Source organism: Saccharopolyspora sp. NPDC050389, assembly GCF_040655595.1.
Taxonomy (GTDB): Bacteria; Actinomycetota; Actinomycetes; order Mycobacteriales; family Pseudonocardiaceae; genus Saccharopolyspora.
Genome location: NZ_JBFAKG010000076.1, coordinates 18749 through 39371, shown reverse-complemented (window position 1 = coordinate 39371; position 20623 = coordinate 18749). Strand labels below are relative to the sequence as shown.

General features: G+C 68.5%; 17 protein-coding genes and 1 tRNA gene. 16 read left to right on the top strand and 2 right to left on the bottom strand.

Annotated elements, in window-relative coordinates:
• Nucleotides 1–43 precede the first annotated feature (43 nt).
• A complete protein-coding gene (locus tag AB0I53_RS36345) occupies nucleotides 44–1048 on the bottom strand; it encodes a Gfo/Idh/MocA family oxidoreductase (RefSeq protein ID WP_358613276.1) in 1005 nt (334 codons plus the stop codon).
• An 826-nt stretch (nucleotides 1049–1874) separates the two neighbouring features.
• Here AB0I53_RS36345 and AB0I53_RS36340 point away from each other — a divergent pair.
• From AB0I53_RS36340 to AB0I53_RS36320, 5 genes are read left to right on the top strand one after another with little or no spacing between them, the layout of a single operon-like run.
• Entirely contained in the window at nucleotides 1875–2681 is an 807-nt protein-coding gene (locus tag AB0I53_RS36340) for an MTAP family purine nucleoside phosphorylase (protein ID WP_358613274.1), read from the top strand.
• A 34-nt stretch (nucleotides 2682–2715) separates the two neighbouring features.
• On the top strand, nucleotides 2716–3459 hold the full coding sequence (locus tag AB0I53_RS36335; RefSeq protein WP_358613272.1) for a phosphoribosylaminoimidazolesuccinocarboxamide synthase: 744 nt from the start codon (nucleotides 2716–2718) through the stop codon (nucleotides 3457–3459).
• Nucleotides 3440–4147 (top strand): SDR family NAD(P)-dependent oxidoreductase, encoded by a 708-nt coding sequence (locus AB0I53_RS36330; protein WP_358613270.1) that lies wholly within the window; start codon nucleotides 3440–3442, stop codon nucleotides 4145–4147. The genes AB0I53_RS36335 and AB0I53_RS36330 overlap by 20 nt, the downstream gene beginning before the upstream one ends.
• Nucleotides 4148–4203: 56 nt before the next feature.
• Nucleotides 4204–5076: a hypothetical protein gene (locus tag AB0I53_RS36325; RefSeq protein ID WP_358613268.1), complete on the top strand. Its 873-nt coding sequence runs from the start codon at nucleotides 4204–4206 to the stop codon at nucleotides 5074–5076.
• Entirely contained in the window at nucleotides 5073–6017 is a 945-nt protein-coding gene (locus tag AB0I53_RS36320) for a Cof-type HAD-IIB family hydrolase (protein WP_358613266.1), read from the top strand. Before AB0I53_RS36325 ends, AB0I53_RS36320 begins: the two co-directional genes overlap by 4 nt.
• Here the strand turns inward: AB0I53_RS36320 and AB0I53_RS36315 are convergent.
• Nucleotides 5933–7132, bottom strand: a complete 1200-nt coding sequence (locus tag AB0I53_RS36315; RefSeq protein WP_358613310.1) for an MFS transporter — start codon at nucleotides 7130–7132, stop codon at nucleotides 5933–5935. The genes AB0I53_RS36320 and AB0I53_RS36315 overlap by 85 nt on opposite strands.
• 357 nt (nucleotides 7133–7489) lie before the next feature.
• Here AB0I53_RS36315 and AB0I53_RS36310 point away from each other — a divergent pair, with 357 nt between their 5' ends.
• The 11 genes from AB0I53_RS36310 (at nucleotide 7490) to AB0I53_RS36260 (ending at nucleotide 20062) form a co-directional block, all read left to right on the top strand.
• On the top strand, nucleotides 7490–7765 hold the full coding sequence (locus AB0I53_RS36310; RefSeq protein WP_358613264.1) for a hypothetical protein: 276 nt from the start codon (nucleotides 7490–7492) through the stop codon (nucleotides 7763–7765).
• Nucleotides 7766–7966: 201 nt separating this feature from the next.
• On the top strand, nucleotides 7967–9220 hold the full coding sequence (locus AB0I53_RS36305; RefSeq protein ID WP_358613262.1) for an adenosylhomocysteinase: 1254 nt from the start codon (nucleotides 7967–7969) through the stop codon (nucleotides 9218–9220).
• A 341-nt stretch (nucleotides 9221–9561) separates the two neighbouring features.
• On the top strand, nucleotides 9562–10929 hold the full coding sequence (locus AB0I53_RS36300) for a transposase (RefSeq protein ID WP_358613260.1): 1368 nt from the start codon (nucleotides 9562–9564) through the stop codon (nucleotides 10927–10929).
• Between the two features lie 52 nt (nucleotides 10930–10981).
• The gene (locus AB0I53_RS36295; RefSeq protein ID WP_358613258.1) at nucleotides 10982–12202 is read left to right on the top strand and encodes an adenosylhomocysteinase; all 1221 of its coding nucleotides are present in this window, start codon (nucleotides 10982–10984) and stop codon (nucleotides 12200–12202) included.
• Nucleotides 12203–12257: 55 nt separating this feature from the next.
• Nucleotides 12258–13463 carry an adenosylhomocysteinase gene (locus AB0I53_RS36290; protein ID WP_358613256.1) on the top strand — a complete coding sequence of 402 codons (1206 nt, stop codon included), beginning with the start codon at nucleotides 12258–12260 and terminating at the stop codon, nucleotides 13461–13463.
• A 153-nt stretch (nucleotides 13464–13616) separates the two neighbouring features.
• The gene (locus AB0I53_RS36285; RefSeq protein ID WP_358613254.1) at nucleotides 13617–16556 is read left to right on the top strand and encodes a TIR domain-containing protein; all 2940 of its coding nucleotides are present in this window, start codon (nucleotides 13617–13619) and stop codon (nucleotides 16554–16556) included.
• A 461-nt stretch (nucleotides 16557–17017) separates the two neighbouring features.
• Nucleotides 17018–17224, top strand: coding sequence for a hypothetical protein (locus tag AB0I53_RS36280; protein WP_358613252.1), 207 nt, complete (start codon nucleotides 17018–17020; stop codon nucleotides 17222–17224).
• A 210-nt stretch (nucleotides 17225–17434) separates the two neighbouring features.
• A tRNA-Ile gene (locus AB0I53_RS36275) sits at nucleotides 17435–17509 on the top strand.
• A gap of 281 nt (nucleotides 17510–17790) precedes the next feature.
• Entirely contained in the window at nucleotides 17791–18459 is a 669-nt protein-coding gene (locus tag AB0I53_RS36270; RefSeq protein WP_358613251.1) for a YdcF family protein, read from the top strand.
• An 83-nt stretch (nucleotides 18460–18542) separates the two neighbouring features.
• Nucleotides 18543–19334, top strand: a complete 792-nt coding sequence (locus tag AB0I53_RS36265; protein WP_358613249.1) for a hypothetical protein — start codon at nucleotides 18543–18545, stop codon at nucleotides 19332–19334.
• An 80-nt stretch (nucleotides 19335–19414) separates the two neighbouring features.
• The gene (locus tag AB0I53_RS36260; protein ID WP_358613247.1) at nucleotides 19415–20062 is read left to right on the top strand and encodes a TIR domain-containing protein; all 648 of its coding nucleotides are present in this window, start codon (nucleotides 19415–19417) and stop codon (nucleotides 20060–20062) included.
• The last annotated feature ends 561 nt before the right edge of the window (nucleotides 20063–20623 follow it).

Genomic DNA, 20623 nt, shown 5'->3' with positions numbered 1-20623 from the left:
GCCCGCCGGGTGCGGTGCGCCCGGCCGGTCGGTGGCCATTCGTTCACTGCTTGTCGTGTTCGAGCGCCTGGTGCAGAAGCTGTTGGGCGACAAGGGCGTCGTCGAAACCGGCGATCAGGTCGGCATGCTGTCCGTCCACTGCGGACAGCCGGTCGAGGATCGCCGGGTACGGGTTCATGTCGTGCGCCGGGAACGTCGTGACGACGGGCCCGGCCGTGCCCAGGGTGCTCACCAGGAGCCGTGCGCTGCCGTCGTCGGGGGAGGCTTCGACCACCAGGACGGCGCGCGCGGCCTGCACGATCACCTGGAAACACCGGCGCCCGGCGGCGATCCGGGAGACGAACACCCGCGCGTGCCGGTCGCTCGCGTCGCCGAGCCAGACGTCGGCGACGTCCTCCGTTTCGCACTGCACCGGCCCGGTGGGCCCGCGCCGCTCCTTGCACGCCACCGCCGTTCGCGCGTTGGTGACCTGCCAGTCTCCCGGCGAGATCCAGCGGAGGGTGTCGAAGAGGTGCACGCCCTGGTCGGCCAGCGCGCCCGCGCCGGCGTGCTCGCGCCGGTGGCGCCACGGGAAGGCGGTGCTCGGGCCGGCCAGGAAGTCGTGGTGGAAGGTGAGTTCCACGTGGTGCACGTCGCCGAACTCGCCGGCTTGCAGCAGGCGCCGCAGTTCTCGCAGCGCGGGGTTGATGCGCCACTGGAAGACGACGGCGGCGCGCTGCGCGCTCGGGTGGCCGGCCAGCCGAGCGGCCGCGGCGATGTCGTGGGCGAGCGGCTTGTCCGTGATCACCGCCAAGCCGCCGTCGAGCGCGGCCGCCGCCAGCTCCTCGTGCGTGTCGGGCGGCGAAGCGATCACCGCGGCGTCCAGGCCGCCGTCGGCGATCGCGCCCACCACGTCGGTCGTGACGGTGCCGATCCCGTACCGGGCGGCCAATTCTTCGGCGCGTGCGCGGTTGGAGTGGTAGCCGAGCACGCGCACGTCGGCGGCACATCTGTCGAGCCATTCGAGGTGCTGCTGCCCGAATCCCGCTCCGGCCACGAGGAAACGCACGTGAACTCTCCTTCTGCAACGCCGACGCAGCGGCCGCATGAGAAATGGGATCCTGCGATGCGAAAATGGCGTCGCAAGCCCATGTGGTCGAACTGCAAGAATGTTTGTTCCTGATTTGAGAACTGATAACCAGTGCACATTTCCGCACTTTTGCTGAAATTTATCACCGGTACTGATCTTCCGCAAGGGAGTCGGGGCCCTACCAGGTCCGAGGAAAAGCGGTGCTCGGCCCCGCCGAAGGAGTGGTGTTTTTCCCGCACTTCCCGGAACTGGTGATGGCGGCATTCGCGATCGTCCTGTTCGGTCGAACGGGGCTTCGTTTGCGGTAGTGCGGGGCGTGCCCGGCCGCGCAGTTCACGCGGAGTACACACCTGCGACGTGAATTCGGCGAACACCCTTCGCGGTCGCGGCCTGCGGCCATTCCGGTCGCGGCCGCCCTGTTCGGCCGCGTGCCGAAAGCCGTTCGGTGCCGGAGGGTGACCGTTCGTCCACTTGAATATGATGTGGGCCACTCTGCAATTTTTGACTCCGGTTGGTATCCTGCGAGGCTTTCGAGCGGGCGTTGGCTCGCCTGCTGCTGGATGGCCGGATAATTTGTGCTAAACGGGCTCAGCGGTGGCGGACGGACAGTTTCTTGACATCGCATGCGGCGTCGGTAGCATTTGAAAAGACGCTGGACTGGACCAACTGTGCCCATCGGTCCAACTAGTTTTCGCTCCAACCGCCCCGAAGCCGTGGCCGGCTTCGGGGAAATGCGCGTGATGTTCGGTTCGACGGCGTGTGCCGTAGGCGTGCGCCGCCGTTCCCAATCGAGACAGGAGTGAATGTGATTGACATCGGAATCATCGGCGGGACCGGGTTCTACAAGTTCTTCGACCAGTCGGAGCAGGTGACCGCTACGACGAAGTACGGCGACCCGAGCGCGCCCATCACCATCACCGAGTGGGCCGGCAAGACGATCGGCTTCCTGCCCCGGCACGGGCGCAACCACGAATACCTGCCGCACCGGGTCCCGTACCCGGCGAACCTCGCCGCGCTGCACGACCTCGGCGCGCAGCAGATCCTGGGCTTCAACGTCATCGGCAGCCTCTCTCCGGAGGTGGGCAAGGGCCACTTCGTGCTGATCGACCAGCTCATCGACCTCACCTGGGGCCGGAACTGGACGATCTTCGACGAGCCCGGCGGCGCCCACGCCGACGCCGCGCACCCGTACTGCGAGCGGCTGCGCAAGCAGGCCATCGAGGCGCTGAAGGACACCGACGAGGTCGTGCACCCGCGCGCCACCGCCGCGGTCATCAACGGCCCCCGGTTCCAGACCAAGGCCGAGAGCCGCATGTACCGCAGCTGGGGAGCCGACGTCATCAACATGACGCAGTCCACCGAGGCGTCGCTCGCGCGGGAGCTCGAGCTCTGCTACGTCAACCTCTCCTACTGCACCGACTACGGCGTCATTTCCGAGGACCTGGCACCGGAAAGCGGCGATGCGCCGGTGAAGCACGTCGACGTCGTGGCGCAGTTCCAGCGCAACCTCGACCGGGTCGAGCCGGTGGTGCGCGCTGTGACGCAGGCGCTCCGGGACGACCCCGCCTGCGGGTGCCGCACGGCTCTGGACGGTTGCTGGGTGCGTGCCTGAGCTCGGCACGGCGCGATGAACGAGGAGGGGACGAATGGGCGACTCAGTGCATGACGTGGCAGTCGAGGACCTCGCGCAGATCCAGGCCCGGGAGCCGGACGTCGTCGGGCGCAGCAAGCGGGTCTGGCGGATCGGCGAGGACACCTGCCTCATCGAGCTGGTGCCGAGCCTGCGCAGCTTCACCTACGACCGGGACGAGCTGATCGAGTCGACCGGTTCGCTGCGGATGGACTTCTACGAGCTGGCGGCGCAGCAGCTGGCGGAAGCCGGTGTGCGGACGGCATTCCGCCGCCGGACCGGCCCGATCGGCTACCTGGCGGACTACCGCCCGGCGCCGCCGTTCGAGGTCATCGTCAAGAACGTGGCCACTGGATCGACCACCAGGAAGTACCCCGGCCTGTTCGCCGAGGGGCACCGCTTCGACCCGCCGGTGGTGAAGTTCGACTTCCGCATCGACCCTGAGGACCAGCCCATCGGCGAGGACTACCTGCGGGCGGCCGGCGTTCCCGTCGCGGCCTTCCACGACCTGGCCCTGCGGTGCAACGCCGCGCTGCGGGACTGGATGGTGCCCCTGGACCTCTGGGACTTCTGCCTCGTGGTCGCGGTCGACACCGGCGGCGAGCCCACGGTGATCTCCGAGGTTTCGCCGGACTGCATGCGGGTTCGCGACCAGCACGGCAACCCGCTGGACAAGGACCTCTTCCGCGCGGGCGATGGCGCCGACGTGATCACGCAACGCTGGCAGGAGTTGATCGCGCATGTCCGAGACGCGCGCTGACCGCCTGCCGCGCGTCGCGCTGGTGACCGGCGCCAACCGCGGCACGGGCAAGGCGATCGCGGAGCGCCTGACGCGGGCCGGTGTTCGGGTGTGGACGTTGAGCAGGCGTCCGGGCCCCGGCCCGCGGTCGCTGCCGTGCGACCTGGCGGACGTCGACGCGGTGCGGGACCGCGTCGCCGAGGTGGTCGAGGCGGAAGGCGAACTGGACCTGGTGGTCGCCAACGCCGTGGACCGCTACTTCGCCACGGTCGCGGAGCTCGACCTCGCCCGCTGGTCGCAGGCGCTCACGGTGAACATCACCTCGGTCCTCGCCCTGGTGCAGGCGGCGCTGCCCGCGCTGCGCCGCACGAACGGCAGCATCGTGCTCATGGGAAGCCACGCGGGCACGCGGTACTTCGAGGGCGGTGTCTCCTACAGCGCGGCGAAGGCGGCGATGAAGGCGGTGTGCGAGTCGCTGCTCCTGGAGGAGCGGCCGAACGGCGTGCGCACGACGCTGATCAGCCCGGGTGCGATCGCCAACGAGGCCGACGACCACTCGAAGCTGAAGATGACGGTGGAATCCGTGGCGGAAGTCGTCTGGCAGGCCGCGTGCGTGCCGGCGGACACGGTGATCGGCGAGCTGGAGTGCCGTCCGTCCGCATTGGCCATGCCCACCGTCAGCGGCATCGACCGACTCCAGGCGGTGTGACCACAGTGGACATTAGATCGAGCGGAGGCGGTGACATGCGCCGCCCCGGGACAGGCGTGAGCCCGGATCCCCGGACCTGGGCCCGCGAGGACATCGATGCGATCTCCCGCCGCGCCGTGCTCCTGACCGAAGCCGACCCCGCGCTGATCGGCGCGGTCGTGGAGTTGGCGGCCAGGTGGGGACGGTCGGGAGGCCGCCACCGGCCGTGGGAGGGCGACGCCATCGACGCGCTCCGGGATCGCGGCGCCGCGGTCGACGAGGAGTCCGTGGCGCTGAGCATGCGGGCCGGGCGCGCGGTCCTGTCCGGACTGGCGATCGCGCCGTCGCCCTACCCGAGCGGTCCCCTCGGCGGCGCGGCCGACGCGCTGGCGGCCGACGTGCTCGACGCGATCTGCTGCGAGTACGCGGGCCGGCGACTGCGCGCGGAAGTGGCGGCGGAACTCGCCGTGCTGGAGCGCTGCGCGAGCAGGCCGGCCGTGCGCAGCGCGATCGCCGGCAAGCGGCAGGTGGTGCAGCGCCTCACCAAGGAACTGCGCAGGCTCTCCGACGAGGAGCCGGAACTCCCGGAGGGCGGCGAGCCGCTCGTGCACGACGACGCGGAGCACGTCTCGGTCCGGTTCGCTCCGGCGAGCTCCACCCGGAACACCGTCGTCAGCTTCACCAGCCCGGTGCGGCTCGACGTCGCGGAGGGCGGCGTGGTGGCACTGGATCTGCTCGACACGCCGGACCTCCTCGCGACGGTGACGGTGCCGGGATCGGGACCCGCCAAGGCGGATTACGACTCCGGCTGGCTGTGGATCACGGTCGCGGCCGAGACGGCGACGGCCCGCCGCACCGGAGTCGCCGACGTGGACGCGCTGCTCGACGGGTTCCACCTCACTGCATTGCACATCTACCCGCGGGAACCGCTGATCGTGAGCGACTGGTGACGGCGCAGGTACCGGTGCCCATCGATCTCGTCGCGACCGATCTGGACGGCACCCTGCTCACCGGCGACGGCGAGCTCGGCGACCGCGTCCGGGCGGCCGTCCGGCGCGCGCAGGAACACGGCGTCCACGTCGCCTTCGTCACCGGCCGTCCCTTCCGCGAGACGATCTCGATGCTGGCCCGGGCGGGGCTGCGCGGCTTCACCGCCGCGAGCAACGGTGCCCTGATCAGCGACGAGGGCGGGCGGATCCGGTACGAGCAGGTGCTGACCGCGGCCAGCGCGGGCTGGGCCGTCGAACGGCTGCGGGCGGGAATCGGGTCGGTCTCGATCGGCGCGGTGAGCGCCGAGGAACTGGCGCTGGATCCGGATTTTCCGGCCGATCTCGCGAGCAACTGGCGCGATCAGCTGGGTGCCGGGTCCGTGCCGGATCTGGTGCGCGGCGGGCGGGTGCTCAAGCTGCTGGTCGCCCACCCGCGCCGGTCGGCCGGTGAGCTGGCGGCCGCGACGGCCGAACTGCTGGGCGAAGATTTCGCCGTCACCTACTCGACGACGCGCTTCCTGGAGGTCTCGCACCGGGCGGCCGACAAAGGCGTGGCGGTCGAGCTGATCGCCGACGCGCTGCAGGTGGAGCTCAGCCGCGTCGCGTGCGTCGGCGACATGCCCAACGACCTGCCGATGCTGGGCCGCGGCGGGCTCGCGGTCGCGGTGGCCAACGCGGCGGATTCCGTGCTCGCAGCGGCCGACCTCGTCATCCCCACCAACGAGGAGCATGGCGTCGCGACGTTGCTGGACGCGGTGGTCGAACAGCGGAAGGCCGCCCGCGCCGGTGCGCGCGAGCGGCCCTCGAACCCGCCGCCTCAGCGGGAGGTCGACTGTTCGGATTCTGTTTGGACGCTGGAAGCTCCCGCGCCGGAGCCGATCAGGCGCAGGCCGACGACGTAGATGACGAACCCGATCAGCGCGAACAGCGCCATGGCACCGAAAGCGAGGTTGATCGGCAGCGAGCTCACGGCCGCGCCCGCGGTCGCCGCGCCCGCCGCGTTGCCGACCAGGAAGATCGTCACCAGCCAGGCGAACGCTTCCGTGACGGTGCCCGGCGGGCAGATCCGGCCCACCAGCACGTAAGAACAGGTGAGGGCCGGGGCGAGGAAAAGCCCACCGATGAAGGCGAGGACGGTCATCCCGATGGCGCCGGGCGTCAGCATCAGCGGCAAGTACAGCGCGGCGAGCGTGCCGAGCAGCACCAGCAGCCGCTTGCTGTCCTTGCTCTTCCACACCCGCGCCCCGTAGACGATGCCGCCGACCAGCGCGCCGACCGCGTTCGCGCTCAGCAGCACGCCGTTCATGCTGGGCAGGGAGACGTGCTCGGCGTAGGCGACGACGAGGATGCTGAACGCGCCCATGGCCGCGCCGACGCCGCAGTTGCACACCAGCACGACGGTCAGCAGCGGCGAGCGGAGCGGGCCGAGCCAGTGCCGCTCGACGTGCACCGGCCGCCAGCGCCAAACCGGCGGGGCGAGGCAGAAGACCACCACACCGATCAGCCCGAACAACCCGGTCGCCAGCACGACGTACGCGGAGGGAGCGATGGCGATGCCGCCGGCCACCAGGAGCGGGCCGCTGATGAAGATGACCTGCTGGGTGGAGGAATCCAGCGCGTAGCCGGCTTCCAGCTGGTGCTTGGGCAGGATGTCCGCCCAAAGACTGCGCAGGCACGCCTCCAGCGGCGGGGTGAGAGCGCCCGCCAGCACCACCGAGGCGCCGAGCAACAAATAGTCGTCGACGGAGAGGAACGCGGCCCCGAAGAAACCGATCGCCGAGCCGACGGCAGAAATGAGCATGACAATCGGTTGACCGAACCGGTCGACGAGTCTGCCGAGCAGTGGGGAACCGCCCGCGGTGCTCAAGGCGTAAATCGCGGTGAAAAGACCGGCGACCTCGTAACCGGCCTGCTGCTGCCGGAGATGGATGGCGATCGCGATCGGAGCCATTCCGTTCGGCAATCTGCCGACAATGCTTGATCCGAGCAGGTGAGCGACATACTTCTGCCGAAGCATGGCCACGTACTGCACTGTTTCTACCTCCTGCGAGTTCGGCGGTTGGAAACGACCGGCGATCCGCGTGGTTGCCTTGTCGTGTTCTCGCCCGTTCCTGCCTCGATGTGGATCAGCCAGGGGCGAGCGTACCGGCGGAGATTTCGCCGATGTTGGCGACCCGGTGGTGATCCTAGTGCCGCGTGAGGGTGCGGGCGGGGTTTCTGGCCGCCTCTCACGAAATGTGCGCAGCCGTGCTCCGCTGCCTTCCGCTGGGTGGCGCAGTGGCTCTTACCTGCATATATGGCTATCTCAGTGGTCTTTACCAGGTATTTCTCGTGGCGGCGGTGTTGGTGCCAGGCGGCCCCATTCCGTGCCGGCGTGACGCGCCGGTTCACCCCTTTGCGCCACTCGTTCTGGCGATTGACGCACATCGGTGTGCGCCCTTTCGGCTTCTGTGAAGAGCGTCCGAAAAATCTGCTCACCCCGACGGCGGTACGCGTAATGGGTTGCAGCGAATGGGTGAACATGGAGTTCGGTGCCGCTAACCGGCGGGCGCGGTCGTGGCGGAAGAACCAGCAGATGTCGGTTTTGTTCGAGAACGCGTTCTCCGGGTGGGCGAATGGGGCGCTCGACTTCATTGCGGAGCTGCTGTAGGGTCGGTGTAGTGTTGGGGAAATGTGAATTCACTCGCGCACTGGATTCTCGTACGCTGGTTTCCCGTGTAATGACTTGGGAGTCTTCTCCAGCACCGGCGCCCCGTGAAAAATGACGTGGCTGCCTTTCGAAGATGAGCGCACCCCGATCTTTCCGGAGTGCGCTCCAGGCTGACGTGACTGAGGAGAGCAGGGCTTTTCGATGGGTATGGTGCACGATCTGGCGCTGGCCGATCAAGGACAACGCAAGATAGATTTCGCGTCCCGGCGCATGCCGGTTCTGCGCACGCTGACCGAGCAGTTCGCGGAGACGAAGCCGTTCACCGGTCACCGCATCGCAGCTTGCCTGCACGTCACCACGGAGACGGCGAACATGGTGCGCGCGCTGGTCGCGGGCGGGGCCGAGGTCGCGCTCTGCGGATCCAACCCGCTGTCCACTAAGGACGATGTCGCCGCTTCGATCCAGCGGGACCTCGGCGCCGAGGTCTTCGCGGTGTACGGCGCCGATCGCGACACCTTCTACGAGCACGTCCAGGCGGTGCTCAAGACCCGTCCGACCATCGTCGTCGACGACGGCGCGGACCTCACCACCACGATCCACAACGACCACGCCGAACTCCTCACCGACGTGATCGGCGGCACCGAGGTGACGTCCACCGGCGTCCTCCGGATCAAGAACATGGCCGACGACGGCGCGCTGCGCTACCCGGTGTTCCCGACGAACGACGCGGCCACCAAGCACCTGTTCGACAACCGCTACGGCACCGGGCAGAACACCATCGACGGCATCCTGCGTGCGACCAACATGCTGCTCGCCGGCTCGACCTTCGTCGTCGTCGGTTACGGCTGGTGCGGCCGCGGCGTCGCGATGCGGGCCAGGGGCATGGGCGCCAACGTCATCGTCGTCGAGGTCGACCCGGTGCGGGCGCTGGAGGCCGTGCTCGACGGCCTGACCGTGATGCCGATGTCGCGCGCCGCCGAGCACGGCGACATCTTCGTGACGGTCACCGGGAACCGGGACGTCGTCACGATCGAGCACATGCGGAAGATGAAGGACGGCGCGGTCGTCGCGAACTCCGGCCACTTCGACATCGAGATCGGCGTCGAGGACCTGCGCAAGGAGGCCGAAGCGGTCACCGAGCTCCGCCCGAACTGCGTCGAGTACCGGCTCCCGACGGGCAACCGGGTGCTGCTGCTGGCCGAGGGCCGGCTCGTCGGCCAGTCCGCCGCGGAGGCGCACCCGGCCGAGGTGATGGACATGACCTTCGCGACCCAGGCGCTGGCCCTCGAACACCTGGTGGCCAACGCGGAGTCGCTGCCCGCGGGCGTGCACGGCATCCCGAAGGACATCGAGAACCGCGTGGCGAAGGCGAAGCTGGACGCCTACGGCGTCGAGATCGAGGAGCTGTCCGACCAGCAGAAGCGGTACCTGACCGACTGGCGCGTCGGTACCTGATCGTCGCGTTTCACCGCGGGGTCGTCCCGGTCGTCTCGACGGCCGGGGGCGGCCCCGCCCTGACGAGTGCCACCCGATCGCCGATGTGCGGCACCGCTGACCCAGTGCGCATCCGGCGGCCGATGCTCTGCCCGGGAGCGCGCATTCTCGACCAGGCGACGCGCTCCCTCCCCCGGAGAGAGGAGATGCGATCTTGTTCGAGGTTCTTTGCTCTCTTCTGGCTAACCCGCAGGAATGGTGGAGGACTCCTTGATGATCGTGCACGCCTTCTCCTGCTGGCTGGATGGATTGCTGCGCTACGTAGACGCAATGAAGGACGGACGGTCCAGTGAGGTGACCGAGTGAAGGTCACCAGGATCGCGTTCTCGGGGAGCCTCAACAACGGCAAGTACGCGCAGCTCGCTGAGCAAGCTCGCCGGTTGGGTCAGGTCCGCAGCGTTGTGTGGCAACGTTACGGCTCCATCAACGGCGTGAAGCTGACCGACCGGCAGATTCGCGACATCTGGATGGCAGACGGAACTGCCGAACGGTTCAGGGTTCTCGCGAACGCCTGGAAAGAAACCGTCCGCGACGCCGTCGCCGACATCACTGCCAACCACGCAGCGGCGAAAGTGAAGGCCCGCAAGGCGGTATTCCGCCTGACCTCGGACCAGGTCAGACGAAAGCAGATGTTCACTGCGTTGAAGTGCGACACCTGGACTGAGGACCCGTTTCTGTCACGGCAGATGCGCAAGCACTGGAAGCGTGGCCGAAACCGCACCCACAACCAGATCGTGGTTCGATCGGATCAGTACCGCACGTTCACCCTGACCGAAGGCGGCGATGTCTGGCTTGCTGTGCCCGGTTTGCAGCGCCGCCAGTTGGTGCGTATTCCGCTGAACACGACGGTGGCCCCGTCCGGGACCCTACGGCTGATCCTGCGCGGCGGCCGGGTTGAGGTGCACTACCAGATCGACGTCTCCGCGATGAAGTCCTCGGCGCGTCCTTCTGGTAGTCGTGAGATCGGTGTGGACAAGGGTTATACCGAAGTCCTCACCGACTCTGATGGGCAGCATCACGGCACCGGACTTGGTGAACTGCTGACTTCTGAGTCGGATCATCGGAAGGTGAAGAACGCTCGGCGGGCGAAGATCCGGTCGGCTGCGGAGAAAGCGTGCGACGCCGGTGATGGTCCCAAAGCGGATCGGATCGTCCGCAGCAATCTCGGAACCATCAAACGGGATCAACGTTCGTCCCGCTGGCGGCAGACAGTGCGGACCACAACGTTCCGCGCTGTGCATGCTGTCGTTGACAAGGCCGCGTTGATCGCGGCCGAAGACCTCACCAAGACATTCACTGGCCGCGCTCGGCGGGGCCGGAACGTCAACCGGCGCTTTGCGGCGTGGACCAAGGGGGTCACCGCTGAGGCGCTCACAAGTGTGTCGGAGCGCAGAGGTTCTGCGCTCACGCTGGTCAACGCGGCCTACACCTCACAAGTCGTTCCCTGCTGCGGTGTCCTCGGACACCGTGCCGGGGAGCGGCTTCACTGCACACGGTGCGGGGTGGTGTGGCAGGCAGACCACGCGGCAGCGATCAACGTCCTGCATCGAGTGGGTGACCCCGACATCACCCCGCACACTCCTCATCAGCGGGTGAAAAGCATCGTGCAGGAACGGACCGATCGCCGACCGGATCAGACTGCCGATCCCGGACTCCAGCTCACCTCGTGAGCGGAGAGCGAAATGTCCGAATGCTCAACACTGAGCAACAAGTAGGAAGCAGATGCTCACCATGCGAAAGCTCGCCGAGGTCGGGGACCCGACTGCCGGGCGCCGGCAAATCGACTGGTCGCTGCAGTGCATGCCCGTGATCCGAACGCTCCTGGAGGAACACCGCGACGCCAAGCCGTTCGCGGGACATCGCATCGCCGTCTGCGTGCACATCACCAAGGAGACGGCGGCACTGGTGCGCGTGCTGTCGGAACTCGGGGCGGAAGTCGCGATCACCGGCGGAAATCCGCAGACCACGCAGGACGACGTCGCCCACGCCCTGGCCGCCGACGGCGTGTCGGTGTTCGGCTGGCGCGGGATGACGGAGTCCGAAGTGGAGGACGGCGTCACGTTCGTGCAGAACGCCTTCAGCGCGGTGCCCACCCTGGTCGTCGATGACGGCGGCCACCTGATCTCCCGCCTGCACGCCGACCACCCCGAGTGGTTACCGGAGATCCGCGGCGGGGTGGAGAAGACCACCGCCGGGGTCCGCCGGCTCTCCGCGATGGACGCGGCGGGCGAACTGCGCCTGCCCACCCTCGCCGTCAACGACGTCTCGACGAAGTGGGACTTCGACAACACCTACGGCGTCGGGCAGTCGACGATCGACGGGATCATCCGGGCCTCGGGCCTGCTGCTCGCCGGCCGAACCTTCGTGGTGGTCGGGTTCGGGCACGTGGGACGGGGAATCGCGATCCGCGCCCGCGGGCACGGCGCGCACGTGGTCGTGGCCTGCCGCAGCGCCCGCACCGCGCTGCGGGCCGCGCTGGAGGGCTTCCGGGTGGAGCCGATCGCCGACGCCATCGCCCACGCCGACTTCGTCTGCACGGCCACCGGGCTGCCCGACGTCGTGGCCGCCGAGCACCTGGACGCGGCCAAAGACGGTGTCGTGCTTTGCAACTCGGGTTGGTCGAACATCGAGATCGAGCTCGCCGCGCTGCGCGAGCGCACCGAATCGGTGGAGCGCGTCCGCAACCAGATGGACGTGCACCGGCTCCGGAGCGGAAAGCGGATCGTCCTGCTCAGCGAGGGCGGCATGGTCAACCTCGACGCCGCCGAGGGCAACCCGAGCGAGGTCATGGACCTCGGCTACGCCAACGTCGTGCTCTCCCTGCTGCAGCTCCTCGAAAACCCGCCGGCACCCGGCCTGCACACCCCGCCGGACGCCCAGGACCAGGCGGTGGCCCGGCTCAAGCTGGCCAGCATGGGCGTGACCATCGACGAGGCCGCATGAGCGAGCGGGACCGCCGCGGAAAGCCTGCCCACCGGTGCGAAGGAGTAGCGCAGACATGACCTCCACTTCCAGCCCCGAGCCCACGAAGCCCTCCCAGCAGTCCCTGGACGCGCTCGCCTGGGCCGAAGAGCAGATGACCTTGCTGACCGGCCTGCGCGGCGACGAGCGCGGAGCGCTGGCGGGCCAGCGCATCGTGATGCGCGGGCACATCACGAAGGAATCCGCGGTGCAGGTCCGCACGCTGCGGGCCCTCGGCGCGGAAATCGCCTGGTGCGCGTCCAGCCCGGTGACCACCGACCCGGACATCGTCGCGGTGATGACCTGCGAAGGCGTCCACATCCCGCCGGACGCGCCGGGCGAGGGACGCGCCGGCGAGCAGGCGATCCAGGACGTCCTCGACCACTTCGGCCGCGGGCCGACGCTGCTGCTGGACGAGGGCGGCGATCTGCTCCTGGCCGCGCACGCCGACGACCGCGAGCTGCCGGACATCCTCGGCGCGGTGGAGAAAACCGGCAGCGGCATGGTCCGCCTGAAGCAGCGCTTCGGCGCCGACGGCACGAAATTCCCGGTGCTGGCGGTCGATACGTCCTACCTCAAGCACGTCGTCGACAACTCCGGCGGCGCCCCGCAGTCCGTGGTCGAGTGCATCATGCGGGCTAGCGGCACGCTGCTGGCCGGGCGGACCTTCGTGGTCGCCGGTTTCGGCGGCGTCGGCAGCGGGATCGCCCGGCGGGCGGCGGGCCTGGGCTGCCGCGTCATCGTCACCGAGGTCCGGCCGACCGTGGCGCTGCGCGCCCTGGTCGAGGGCTTCGAGGTCATGCGGCTGGCGGACGCCCTGCAGGTGGCCGACGTGGTGTGCACGGCGACCGGGGAGCAAGCGGTGACCGCGGCGCACCTGCCGCACATGCGCTCGGAGATCATGCTCGCGAACGCGGGCCACTTCGCCGACGAGCTGCCCGTGGCCGCCCTGCGCGAAGCGGCGGTCGAGGTCAAGGAGGTGCGCAGCGGCCGCACCCGGTACCTGCTGCCGGACGGCCGGGTGATCACCGTGCTCGGCAACGGCGACATGATCAACCTCGCGGTGGGGGAGGGCAATCCCAGCGAGGTGATGGACGTGACCTTCGCGACGCAGATCGCGGCCCTGCGCTACCTGCTGTCCGAAACCGGGCCGCGCGAACCGGGCGTCTTCTCGCTGCCGGTCGACTACGAAGAAGAGCTCGCGCAACGCAAGCTCGACCTGATGGGGCTCGCGGTGGGCTGAACCCTTGCCACTCGGGGCCGCCGCGGTCCCGAGCGGCCGCCGGGTGTGACGTGTTGTGCTCGAACGATCACGCAAATCGATATAGTGCGCGGTCGGCGGGCAGCGCTCACCGCGACAGTGCTGCGGCGCGAGGCCACATGGGGGTGTGGGTGCATGCGCGGCAACCCGAAGCCGGCAGCGAATCGCTACGGCTACGACGCTTTCATCTCGTACAGCCACGGGGCCGACAGCAGCCTGGCGACCGACCTGCGGAACGCGATGTACCGGCTCGAAACGCCGTGGTGGCGGGTGCGGAGCAGGCTCCGCGTCTTCCTCGACACGCGGAGCCTGCCGCCGAGCGACGATCTTCTGGCAAGCATCGATCGGGAGCTGGAGCGCTCGCACCACCTGATCCTGCTGGCCGGACCGAAATCCGCGCAGTCCGCGTGGGTCCGGCACGAGGTCGAGTTCTGGAAGAAGCACCGCGACGCGAAGACGCTGCTGATCGCGCTCACCGACGGTGAGATCCCGATCCAGGACAAGAAGATCGACTGGCCGAAGACGACGGCGCTGCCGAGCTGCCTCGAAGGCTGGCTGATCAACGAACCGCACTACGTCGACCTGCGAAAGGCCCGCACTCTCCAGTCACCCGCGTTCCACAGCAAGGTCGTGGATCTCGTGGCCGGCGTGACGGGTAGGAAACCCGAGGAGGTCGACGGCCAGTACAGGCGGCAGCGGCGTCGGCGGAACCTGGCCGTGACCGCGGTGCTGGCCGCGTTCATCGCGCTCGCCGTCATAGCAAGCGTTCTCGTCACCTCGCAGCGCGACGAAGCCGACCGGCAACGGAGCGTCGCGGTCGGCAAGGACTTCCTCGCCACGGCCAAGAACGAGCGGGACACCGATCCGCGCCTGTCGTTGCTGTCCGGCCTCGGCGCGTTGGAGCTCGACCCCACGCCGGAAGCCCGCACCGCACTCGCGGACACCCTGATGCAGACGCACTTCGAGGGCGTCGCGGCGCGGCACGGCACGAACACGCTGAACCTCGCCATGGCGGCCAACGGCCGCCGCGCCGCCACCGCGGCGCGGGTCGGCGAGGTCGAGAACGGGCCGGAGTTCCGCTACGAGGTGGTGCTGTGGGAAACCGGAAGCGCCGGGCAGTGGCGGCGCCTCGGGGCGCTACCCGAAATCGTCGATCACTTCGCGCCCGAGCTGGCGCTCGGAGCGGACGGGAACACCCTGGTCACAGGGGATCTCGACGGCGTGGAGCTCTGGGATGTCAACGACCCGCGAACTCCCCGTCGGCAGGCCGGCGCACCGGCCCACGGGGTGGAGTCGCTCGCGCTCCGGGAAGACGGCACCGCGCTCGCCGTTTCGGACAGCGGCGGAGTGGCACTGCTGGACCTGCGCGCACCGTTCGGAACCCGCACGATGCTGCCCGGGCTGAAGCAGGCATCGGAGGTGGTCTTCAGCCCTGACGGCCGGCAACTCGCCACCACCCGGAACGGCCAAGACGGGGACGTCCGGGACGTCAACGACCACCAGGCGACCGTGTGGGACGTGACCGATCCGGCTCGCCCGGCGCGGCCGAGGCCGGTCCTGGGGCACTTCTCGGCGACCGTGTTCGCCGCCGCGTTCAGCCAGGACGGCCGCACCATCGCCACCACCGGCCCGAACGGCGACACGGTGCTGGCCGACCTCGCCGGCCCGGGCGATCCCGAAGTGCTGGCGGTGATCAAGGAACCCGCAGGTTGGGTCGCCTCGGTGGCGATCAGCCCTGACGGGACCAAGCTGGTCACGGGCGACGACGGCGGCAACGCGATCCTGTGGGACATCGAGGACCGGCGGAATCCGAAGCGACTTGCAACGCTGGACGGCCAGCCAGGCTCGGTGTTGGCGGCGGCGTTCAGCCCGGACGGGACAACGGTCTTCACCGCCACCGCGGGCTTGGACAACACCCCTGACGAGGGCGGCGCGGTGTATCGGTGGCGGGTCTCCGCCCGGTCCCGGCCGGCGCCGGCCGGGGCTCTGGCCGGTCACGAGCTGCGCCTGACCAAGGCGGCGCCGAACCCGGCCGACGACACCACGATGGCCACCGCGAGCGAAGACGACACCGCGATCCTCTGGGACACCACCGATCGCGCGCACCCGCGGCCGCGACGGGTCCTCCACGAGCACACCGACGACGTGCGCGGCGTGGCGTTCAGCCCGGACGGCAACACCATGGCCACCGCGAGCAAGGACAAGACGGTGATCCTCTGGAACGTCACCGACCGCGATGCCCCAACGCGGCTCGCCACGCTGTCGCCCGACGATCAGCCGGTGAACGCGGTGGAGTTCAGCCCCGACGGGCGTTCGCTGATCACCGCCACCGGCAACGAGCTCGAAGCCATGGGCGGCCACGTGGTGCTGTGGGACGTGACGGATCGCGGCAACCCGGTGCGGCTCGCGCAGCTGGGGCAGACCGGCAGCGGCTTCGAAGGCGCCGGCGAGATCGCGTTCCACCCCGAAAGCCGGATGGTCGCGATCGGCGGCGTGGGCCTGCAGCTCTGGAACATCGCCGATCGCCACCACCCCGCGCTACTCGCCAACGTGCCCGAGGCGACCGGCCCGAACGGACTGGCCTTCGGGCAGGGCGGGAAGGTGCTCGCCGTCGCCGGTGCGAGCGAGCCGAGTGCCGGTCTCGACAAGTTGAACGAGCGCAGCCTGACGCTGCTGGACGTCACCGACCCTGCCCGGCCAAAGACGCTGGGCACCGCGAATGCGGGCAATGCGGAGGACGTGGCGTTCAGTCCGGACGGTCACACGATCGCCACCGCGAGCGGCCCGCCGGTGCTGTGGGACGCCACCGACCCGACCCGGCCGATCCTGGTGACCGACCTGACCGGCCACGTTAGAGACACCTCAAGCGTGGCCTTCGACCGCAGCGGCCGGAGCCTGCTGACCGCGAGCGACGAACCCATCAACACGACGGCGATGTTGTGGACGGTGGGGGATCTGCCGGATGTCGTCGCCCGCGCGACGGAGCTGGCCTGCGCCGCCGTCGGCCCCGGCTTCACCGAGCAGGAGTGGAACGAGCGCGCGCCCGACTTGCCCTACCGCCGCCTCTGCCGGTGAGCCCGACCGGCCTCTGTGGACGCACGCGGTCGGTGGAGTTGGCAATCACCCGACACGGTAAGCTCTGAGCAGGAGCGCATTTGCGACGGCAGGCACGAGGCCGGTGGCGGGTGCGAGCAGCGCATGAGCCGGGGCGAGTTCCTCAACTGGATCTTCTGGTGGTGGGGCGGTTCCGCGTTCGCGTCACCTGTCCGAGCGAATTGGACGGCGGGTCGGATAACGATCCGGGATCGCCGCACGATCTCGTCCATGCCCAGCTCGCGGCGGTCGGTATGAGCACGGATGATTTGTCCGAGCCCGTGAGCCGCGGGCCGGAAAGACCGACCGTGCTGGTTGATCCGCTCGATTGCTGACCGAAACGAACTCGTGATGCGTTGCGCGCAACGGAAGCCCGTTGCGCTTCGTCTCTTGAGCAGTGGTGGTTCGTCCAAGGGGACTGACAGAGGACGGGGGAAGTCAGTATGTCCGCACCAGGTATCGGCAAGGAATCGCACATCTCGCTGCCGGATTTCGCTTCGGTTGCCAAGCTGCCGAAGCCGATCAAGGCGATCGTCTACTTGATCATGCTGTCGGTGTTGACGGTGGCCGGGATCGGCGCGCTGATGGCGACGATCGCGATCATCGGCCAGCTCACCGGAGCCTTCGATGTGTTCAGCTTCATCGGCTGAGCCGACGACCGACCGGGGCCGGCGCACTGCACGGGTGCGCCGGCCCCGTTTTTGTGTCCCCGAACCCCCGGTAGGCCGGTCGGCGTAACGCCGTGCGCAGCGCATTCGACCGGTTCGACCAACCGATCCGTAGGCCGGTCGGCGGGTCCACCCGCCAGTCCGAACCCCCCGCGACCTCGCTACGATCGCCGGTGTTGCGGAAGCGACCCGGGGGCAGTAGCTCAGCAGGTCAGAGCAGCGGACTCATAATCCGTCAGGTCGTGGGTTCAAGTCCCACCTGCCCCACAAAACACCTGCTGGAACAGGTGTGGGAAAGGGCGGATGGATCTTTTCCCACACTTTTCCCGCACCGCTCAACCCGGCCCGGCGCCTCGACGCCCGCTGATCGTTGATCTTGCGCCGACGTATACGTCCTGGAGCATCGGGGCCTTTGGGGGCCGAGTCTGGTCGGCAACGTCGTGGGCCGAAAGTACGGCACCATCGCGCGCGGCTGCTGCTCAGCGGCGAACATCCTGAAGACGACCCACACCAAATCCTCGACCGAGCCGAAGGCGCGAAAGGCAGCCATGAACGCACTGACGCCGGGCATTCCCGAACACATCCGAGCGGACGTGGAGCGTCTCTGGGGCTACCACGACCTCCAGCACGAGCTCCGCCCCTGCGACGTGGGCGTCGGTCTGGGCAGCCACGATCTCGGCGTAGCGGACCATGCCGTCGACCTCTACCAAGGCGGCTACGTCCCACTGGTCGTGTTCACCGGCGCGAATGCACCGACAACCGTGGAGCGCTTCCCGCGAGGCGAGGCCGTGCACTTCCGCGAACGCGCGTTGGAGCGCGGAGTGTCGGACTCCGCGATCGTGGTGGAGCCGCGAGCGACGAACACGGCCGAGAACATCGAGTACACGCGAGAACTGTTGACCACCAAGGGAATTCGGTGCGGCTCGATTCTGCTGGTGTCGCGGCCGTACCAACAGCGACGAGCGTTCGCGACCGCCAGGAAGATCTGGCCGGAGGTCGAGATCGTGTGCAACTCGCAGCGCCTGCCCCTGGACGAGTACGTGCAGTCGATCGGCGATGTCGACCGAGTGATCAACATGCTCGTGGGCGACACGCAGCGCATCACGGTCTACGCCGAACGAGGCTTCACCATCCCTCAAGAAGTCCCGCCCGAGGTAGCTGAGGCCTACGGCCGACTCGTCGAAGCGGGCTACACCTCAAGGCTCGTACGCGACTAGTCCTTCTGTCGAATAACGGCCGTGGGGGTTCTGGTGTTCGGCTAGCCTGCGCTGGAAGATCAACAGAGGGGAATTCTGGCTCGATGAGCGGTTACCACTTCCACGGTTACATCGAAGACGCCGAGGCGAACGACGCCTTGCCCGATGAGGACCGGGTCAAGACGCTCATCCCGGACACGATTCTGAGCACCCCCGCCGACGCCGCCGACTGGCTGGCCGAGCTCATCGGGCGCGCGCTCGACGATGGCACCGACCTGTCCGGCTACCACTCCCAGTGGGTGGCCAACGCCCGCGACGGGGCGATCACCACGGCCGTGATCGGCGATGCCGCGCTGACCGTGATTCCGGTGCCCAGCGGGCTGCCCTGCGTCCACGAGCGCGTCACCGACGGCCAGAGCCAGGCCGCCGGGCGGATGCGCATCGACCGCGCGGCCGCGGCCGATGACGACTACGTCGTCGTGGCCACCGAAGAAGACAAGATCGAGATGATCGACAGGTTCCTGGCGGTGCCCGACGACGACCAGGTCTACATGCTCATCGAGCCGCCGGAAGCGTGGCGCATCGCCCCGTCCGACGAGGTGCTCGACCAGCACATCTTCGTCACCTTCGGCTACCGCCATGGATGGGGCGCGGTCATGGCCGAGTTCCCCGAAACCGACCACACGGCCGCGCTGTGCTTCACCGCCCGCGGCGCCGGCGGCGACGACCTGCCCGCCATCACCGTCAACCGGGAGCACAACGCCACGTTCCTACCCGACGAGGTGATCCCCATCAGCGATGTGCGCCAGTGCCTGATCACCCTGGCACTGTCCGGCGAGATGGACGCCTGTGTGCCCTGGACCTGGCAACGCCAGGACGAGCGCCCGACTGTTTGACCAAGGGAACGCCGCGTTGCCTCGACGGCCTTCCAAAGGCTGTGGCACGGTGTTGATCTAATCGCAGATCGGGGGTGCCGGTGCCGTCTTCCGAAGGTTGTGCGCCGTCGCACGTCGAGAAGTGGATCTTTATCAGCTACCGGCGTGAGGACACCAAGTACCCGGCCGGGCGGTTGAACGATCTCCTCGGCCAGCAGTTCGGCCCGGACCGGGTGTTCTACGACCTCGCCACCGCGCCGGGCGCCAAGTACGTCGAGGCGATCGACGATGCGTTGCGGACGACCAAGGTGCTGCTGGCGCTGATCGGCGAGCGGTGGATCGACATCACCGATGAGCACGGCGGTCGACGGCTGGACAACCCGCACGACCTGGTCGCGCGTGAGATCGGAACGGCGCTGGAGCGCGGTCTCCTGGTCGTCCCGGTGCTGGTCGACGGCGCCCGGATGCCCGGCCGCGACGAATTGCCCGAAAGGCTGAAACCGTTGGTTTCGCGGAACGCGGCGCGGTTGGAGCACGCGACGTTCTCGGCCGATGTGGGCAAGTTGATCGGTGCGATCGTCGAGCACGCGCCGGAAGCGGATTGGTGGCCGGTGCCGGTTCGGCATCCGGTCGAGCCCGCAGATGCGCGTGCAAGGCGACGAGGCATGGGCGTCGCCACCTACCTGGTTCTGGGCTTTGCGATCATCGCGTTGGTGGTTGCCGTCGTGGCCACGGTCTTTTCCTGGTGAGCAGAAGAAGATCCCGGGGCGCCGAACTCGCCCGCGCTGAAGGCCGCCTCGCCGATCGTCGACTACGACTGGCACGCGGGGTGCGGCAGGCGCTATCTCGACCAGCCGGTGGCGCAGACCGATCCCGCCGCCGTGGCCGCCCGCTGCGCCGAACGTCGACGATCCCGTGCTGGCCGACGATGTGTGGCTGGACATCTCGGTGCGGAACAAGGCCGACACCGAGCTGCTGCTCGACGGCATCCGGATCGAGGAGATCGACCGGAACAGCACGCCGCGGACCGGGTTCCTGGTCCGCCCGGCTTCGGGATGCGTGAGTGTTTTGGGGTGCTATAGAGGCTGTTTTGGATGTGGTGGTGTGGGGTCGTGGCAGGGCGGCTTGTGCCTTCAAAGCGGTGAAGCGAACGGCCTGTTCACCTCGCCTATCGGGACGAACGGGCCGTTCACCCCACACCAGCTGGTGCCCGCCGACGTTGGATGGATGAAGCGAACGGACCGTTCACCTCACCTATCGAGGAGAACAGGTCGTTCACTCCACACCAGCCAACGAGGATGCACCACTGC

Excerpts from the sequence above, each read along its gene's own strand:
- AB0I53_RS36335 (WP_358613272.1), top strand. The coding sequence starts at position 2,716 with ATGGGCGACTCAGTGCATGACGTGGCAGTCGAGGACCTCGCGCAGATC.
- AB0I53_RS36330 (WP_358613270.1), top strand. The coding sequence starts at position 3,440 with ATGTCCGAGACGCGCGCTGACCGCCTGCCGCGCGTCGCGCTGGTGACC.
- AB0I53_RS36315 (WP_358613310.1), bottom strand. The coding sequence starts at position 7,132 with ATGCTTCGGCAGAAGTATGTCGCTCACCTGCTCGGATCAAGCATTGTC.
- AB0I53_RS36305 (WP_358613262.1), top strand. The coding sequence starts at position 7,967 with ATGGGTATGGTGCACGATCTGGCGCTGGCCGATCAAGGACAACGCAAG.
- AB0I53_RS36295 (WP_358613258.1), top strand. The coding sequence starts at position 10,982 with ATGCTCACCATGCGAAAGCTCGCCGAGGTCGGGGACCCGACTGCCGGG.
- AB0I53_RS36290 (WP_358613256.1), top strand. The coding sequence starts at position 12,258 with ATGACCTCCACTTCCAGCCCCGAGCCCACGAAGCCCTCCCAGCAGTCC.
- AB0I53_RS36285 (WP_358613254.1), top strand. The coding sequence starts at position 13,617 with ATGCGCGGCAACCCGAAGCCGGCAGCGAATCGCTACGGCTACGACGCT.
- AB0I53_RS36280 (WP_358613252.1), top strand. The coding sequence starts at position 17,018 with ATGTCCGCACCAGGTATCGGCAAGGAATCGCACATCTCGCTGCCGGAT.
- AB0I53_RS36270 (WP_358613251.1), top strand. The coding sequence starts at position 17,791 with ATGAACGCACTGACGCCGGGCATTCCCGAACACATCCGAGCGGACGTG.
- AB0I53_RS36265 (WP_358613249.1), top strand. The coding sequence starts at position 18,543 with ATGAGCGGTTACCACTTCCACGGTTACATCGAAGACGCCGAGGCGAAC.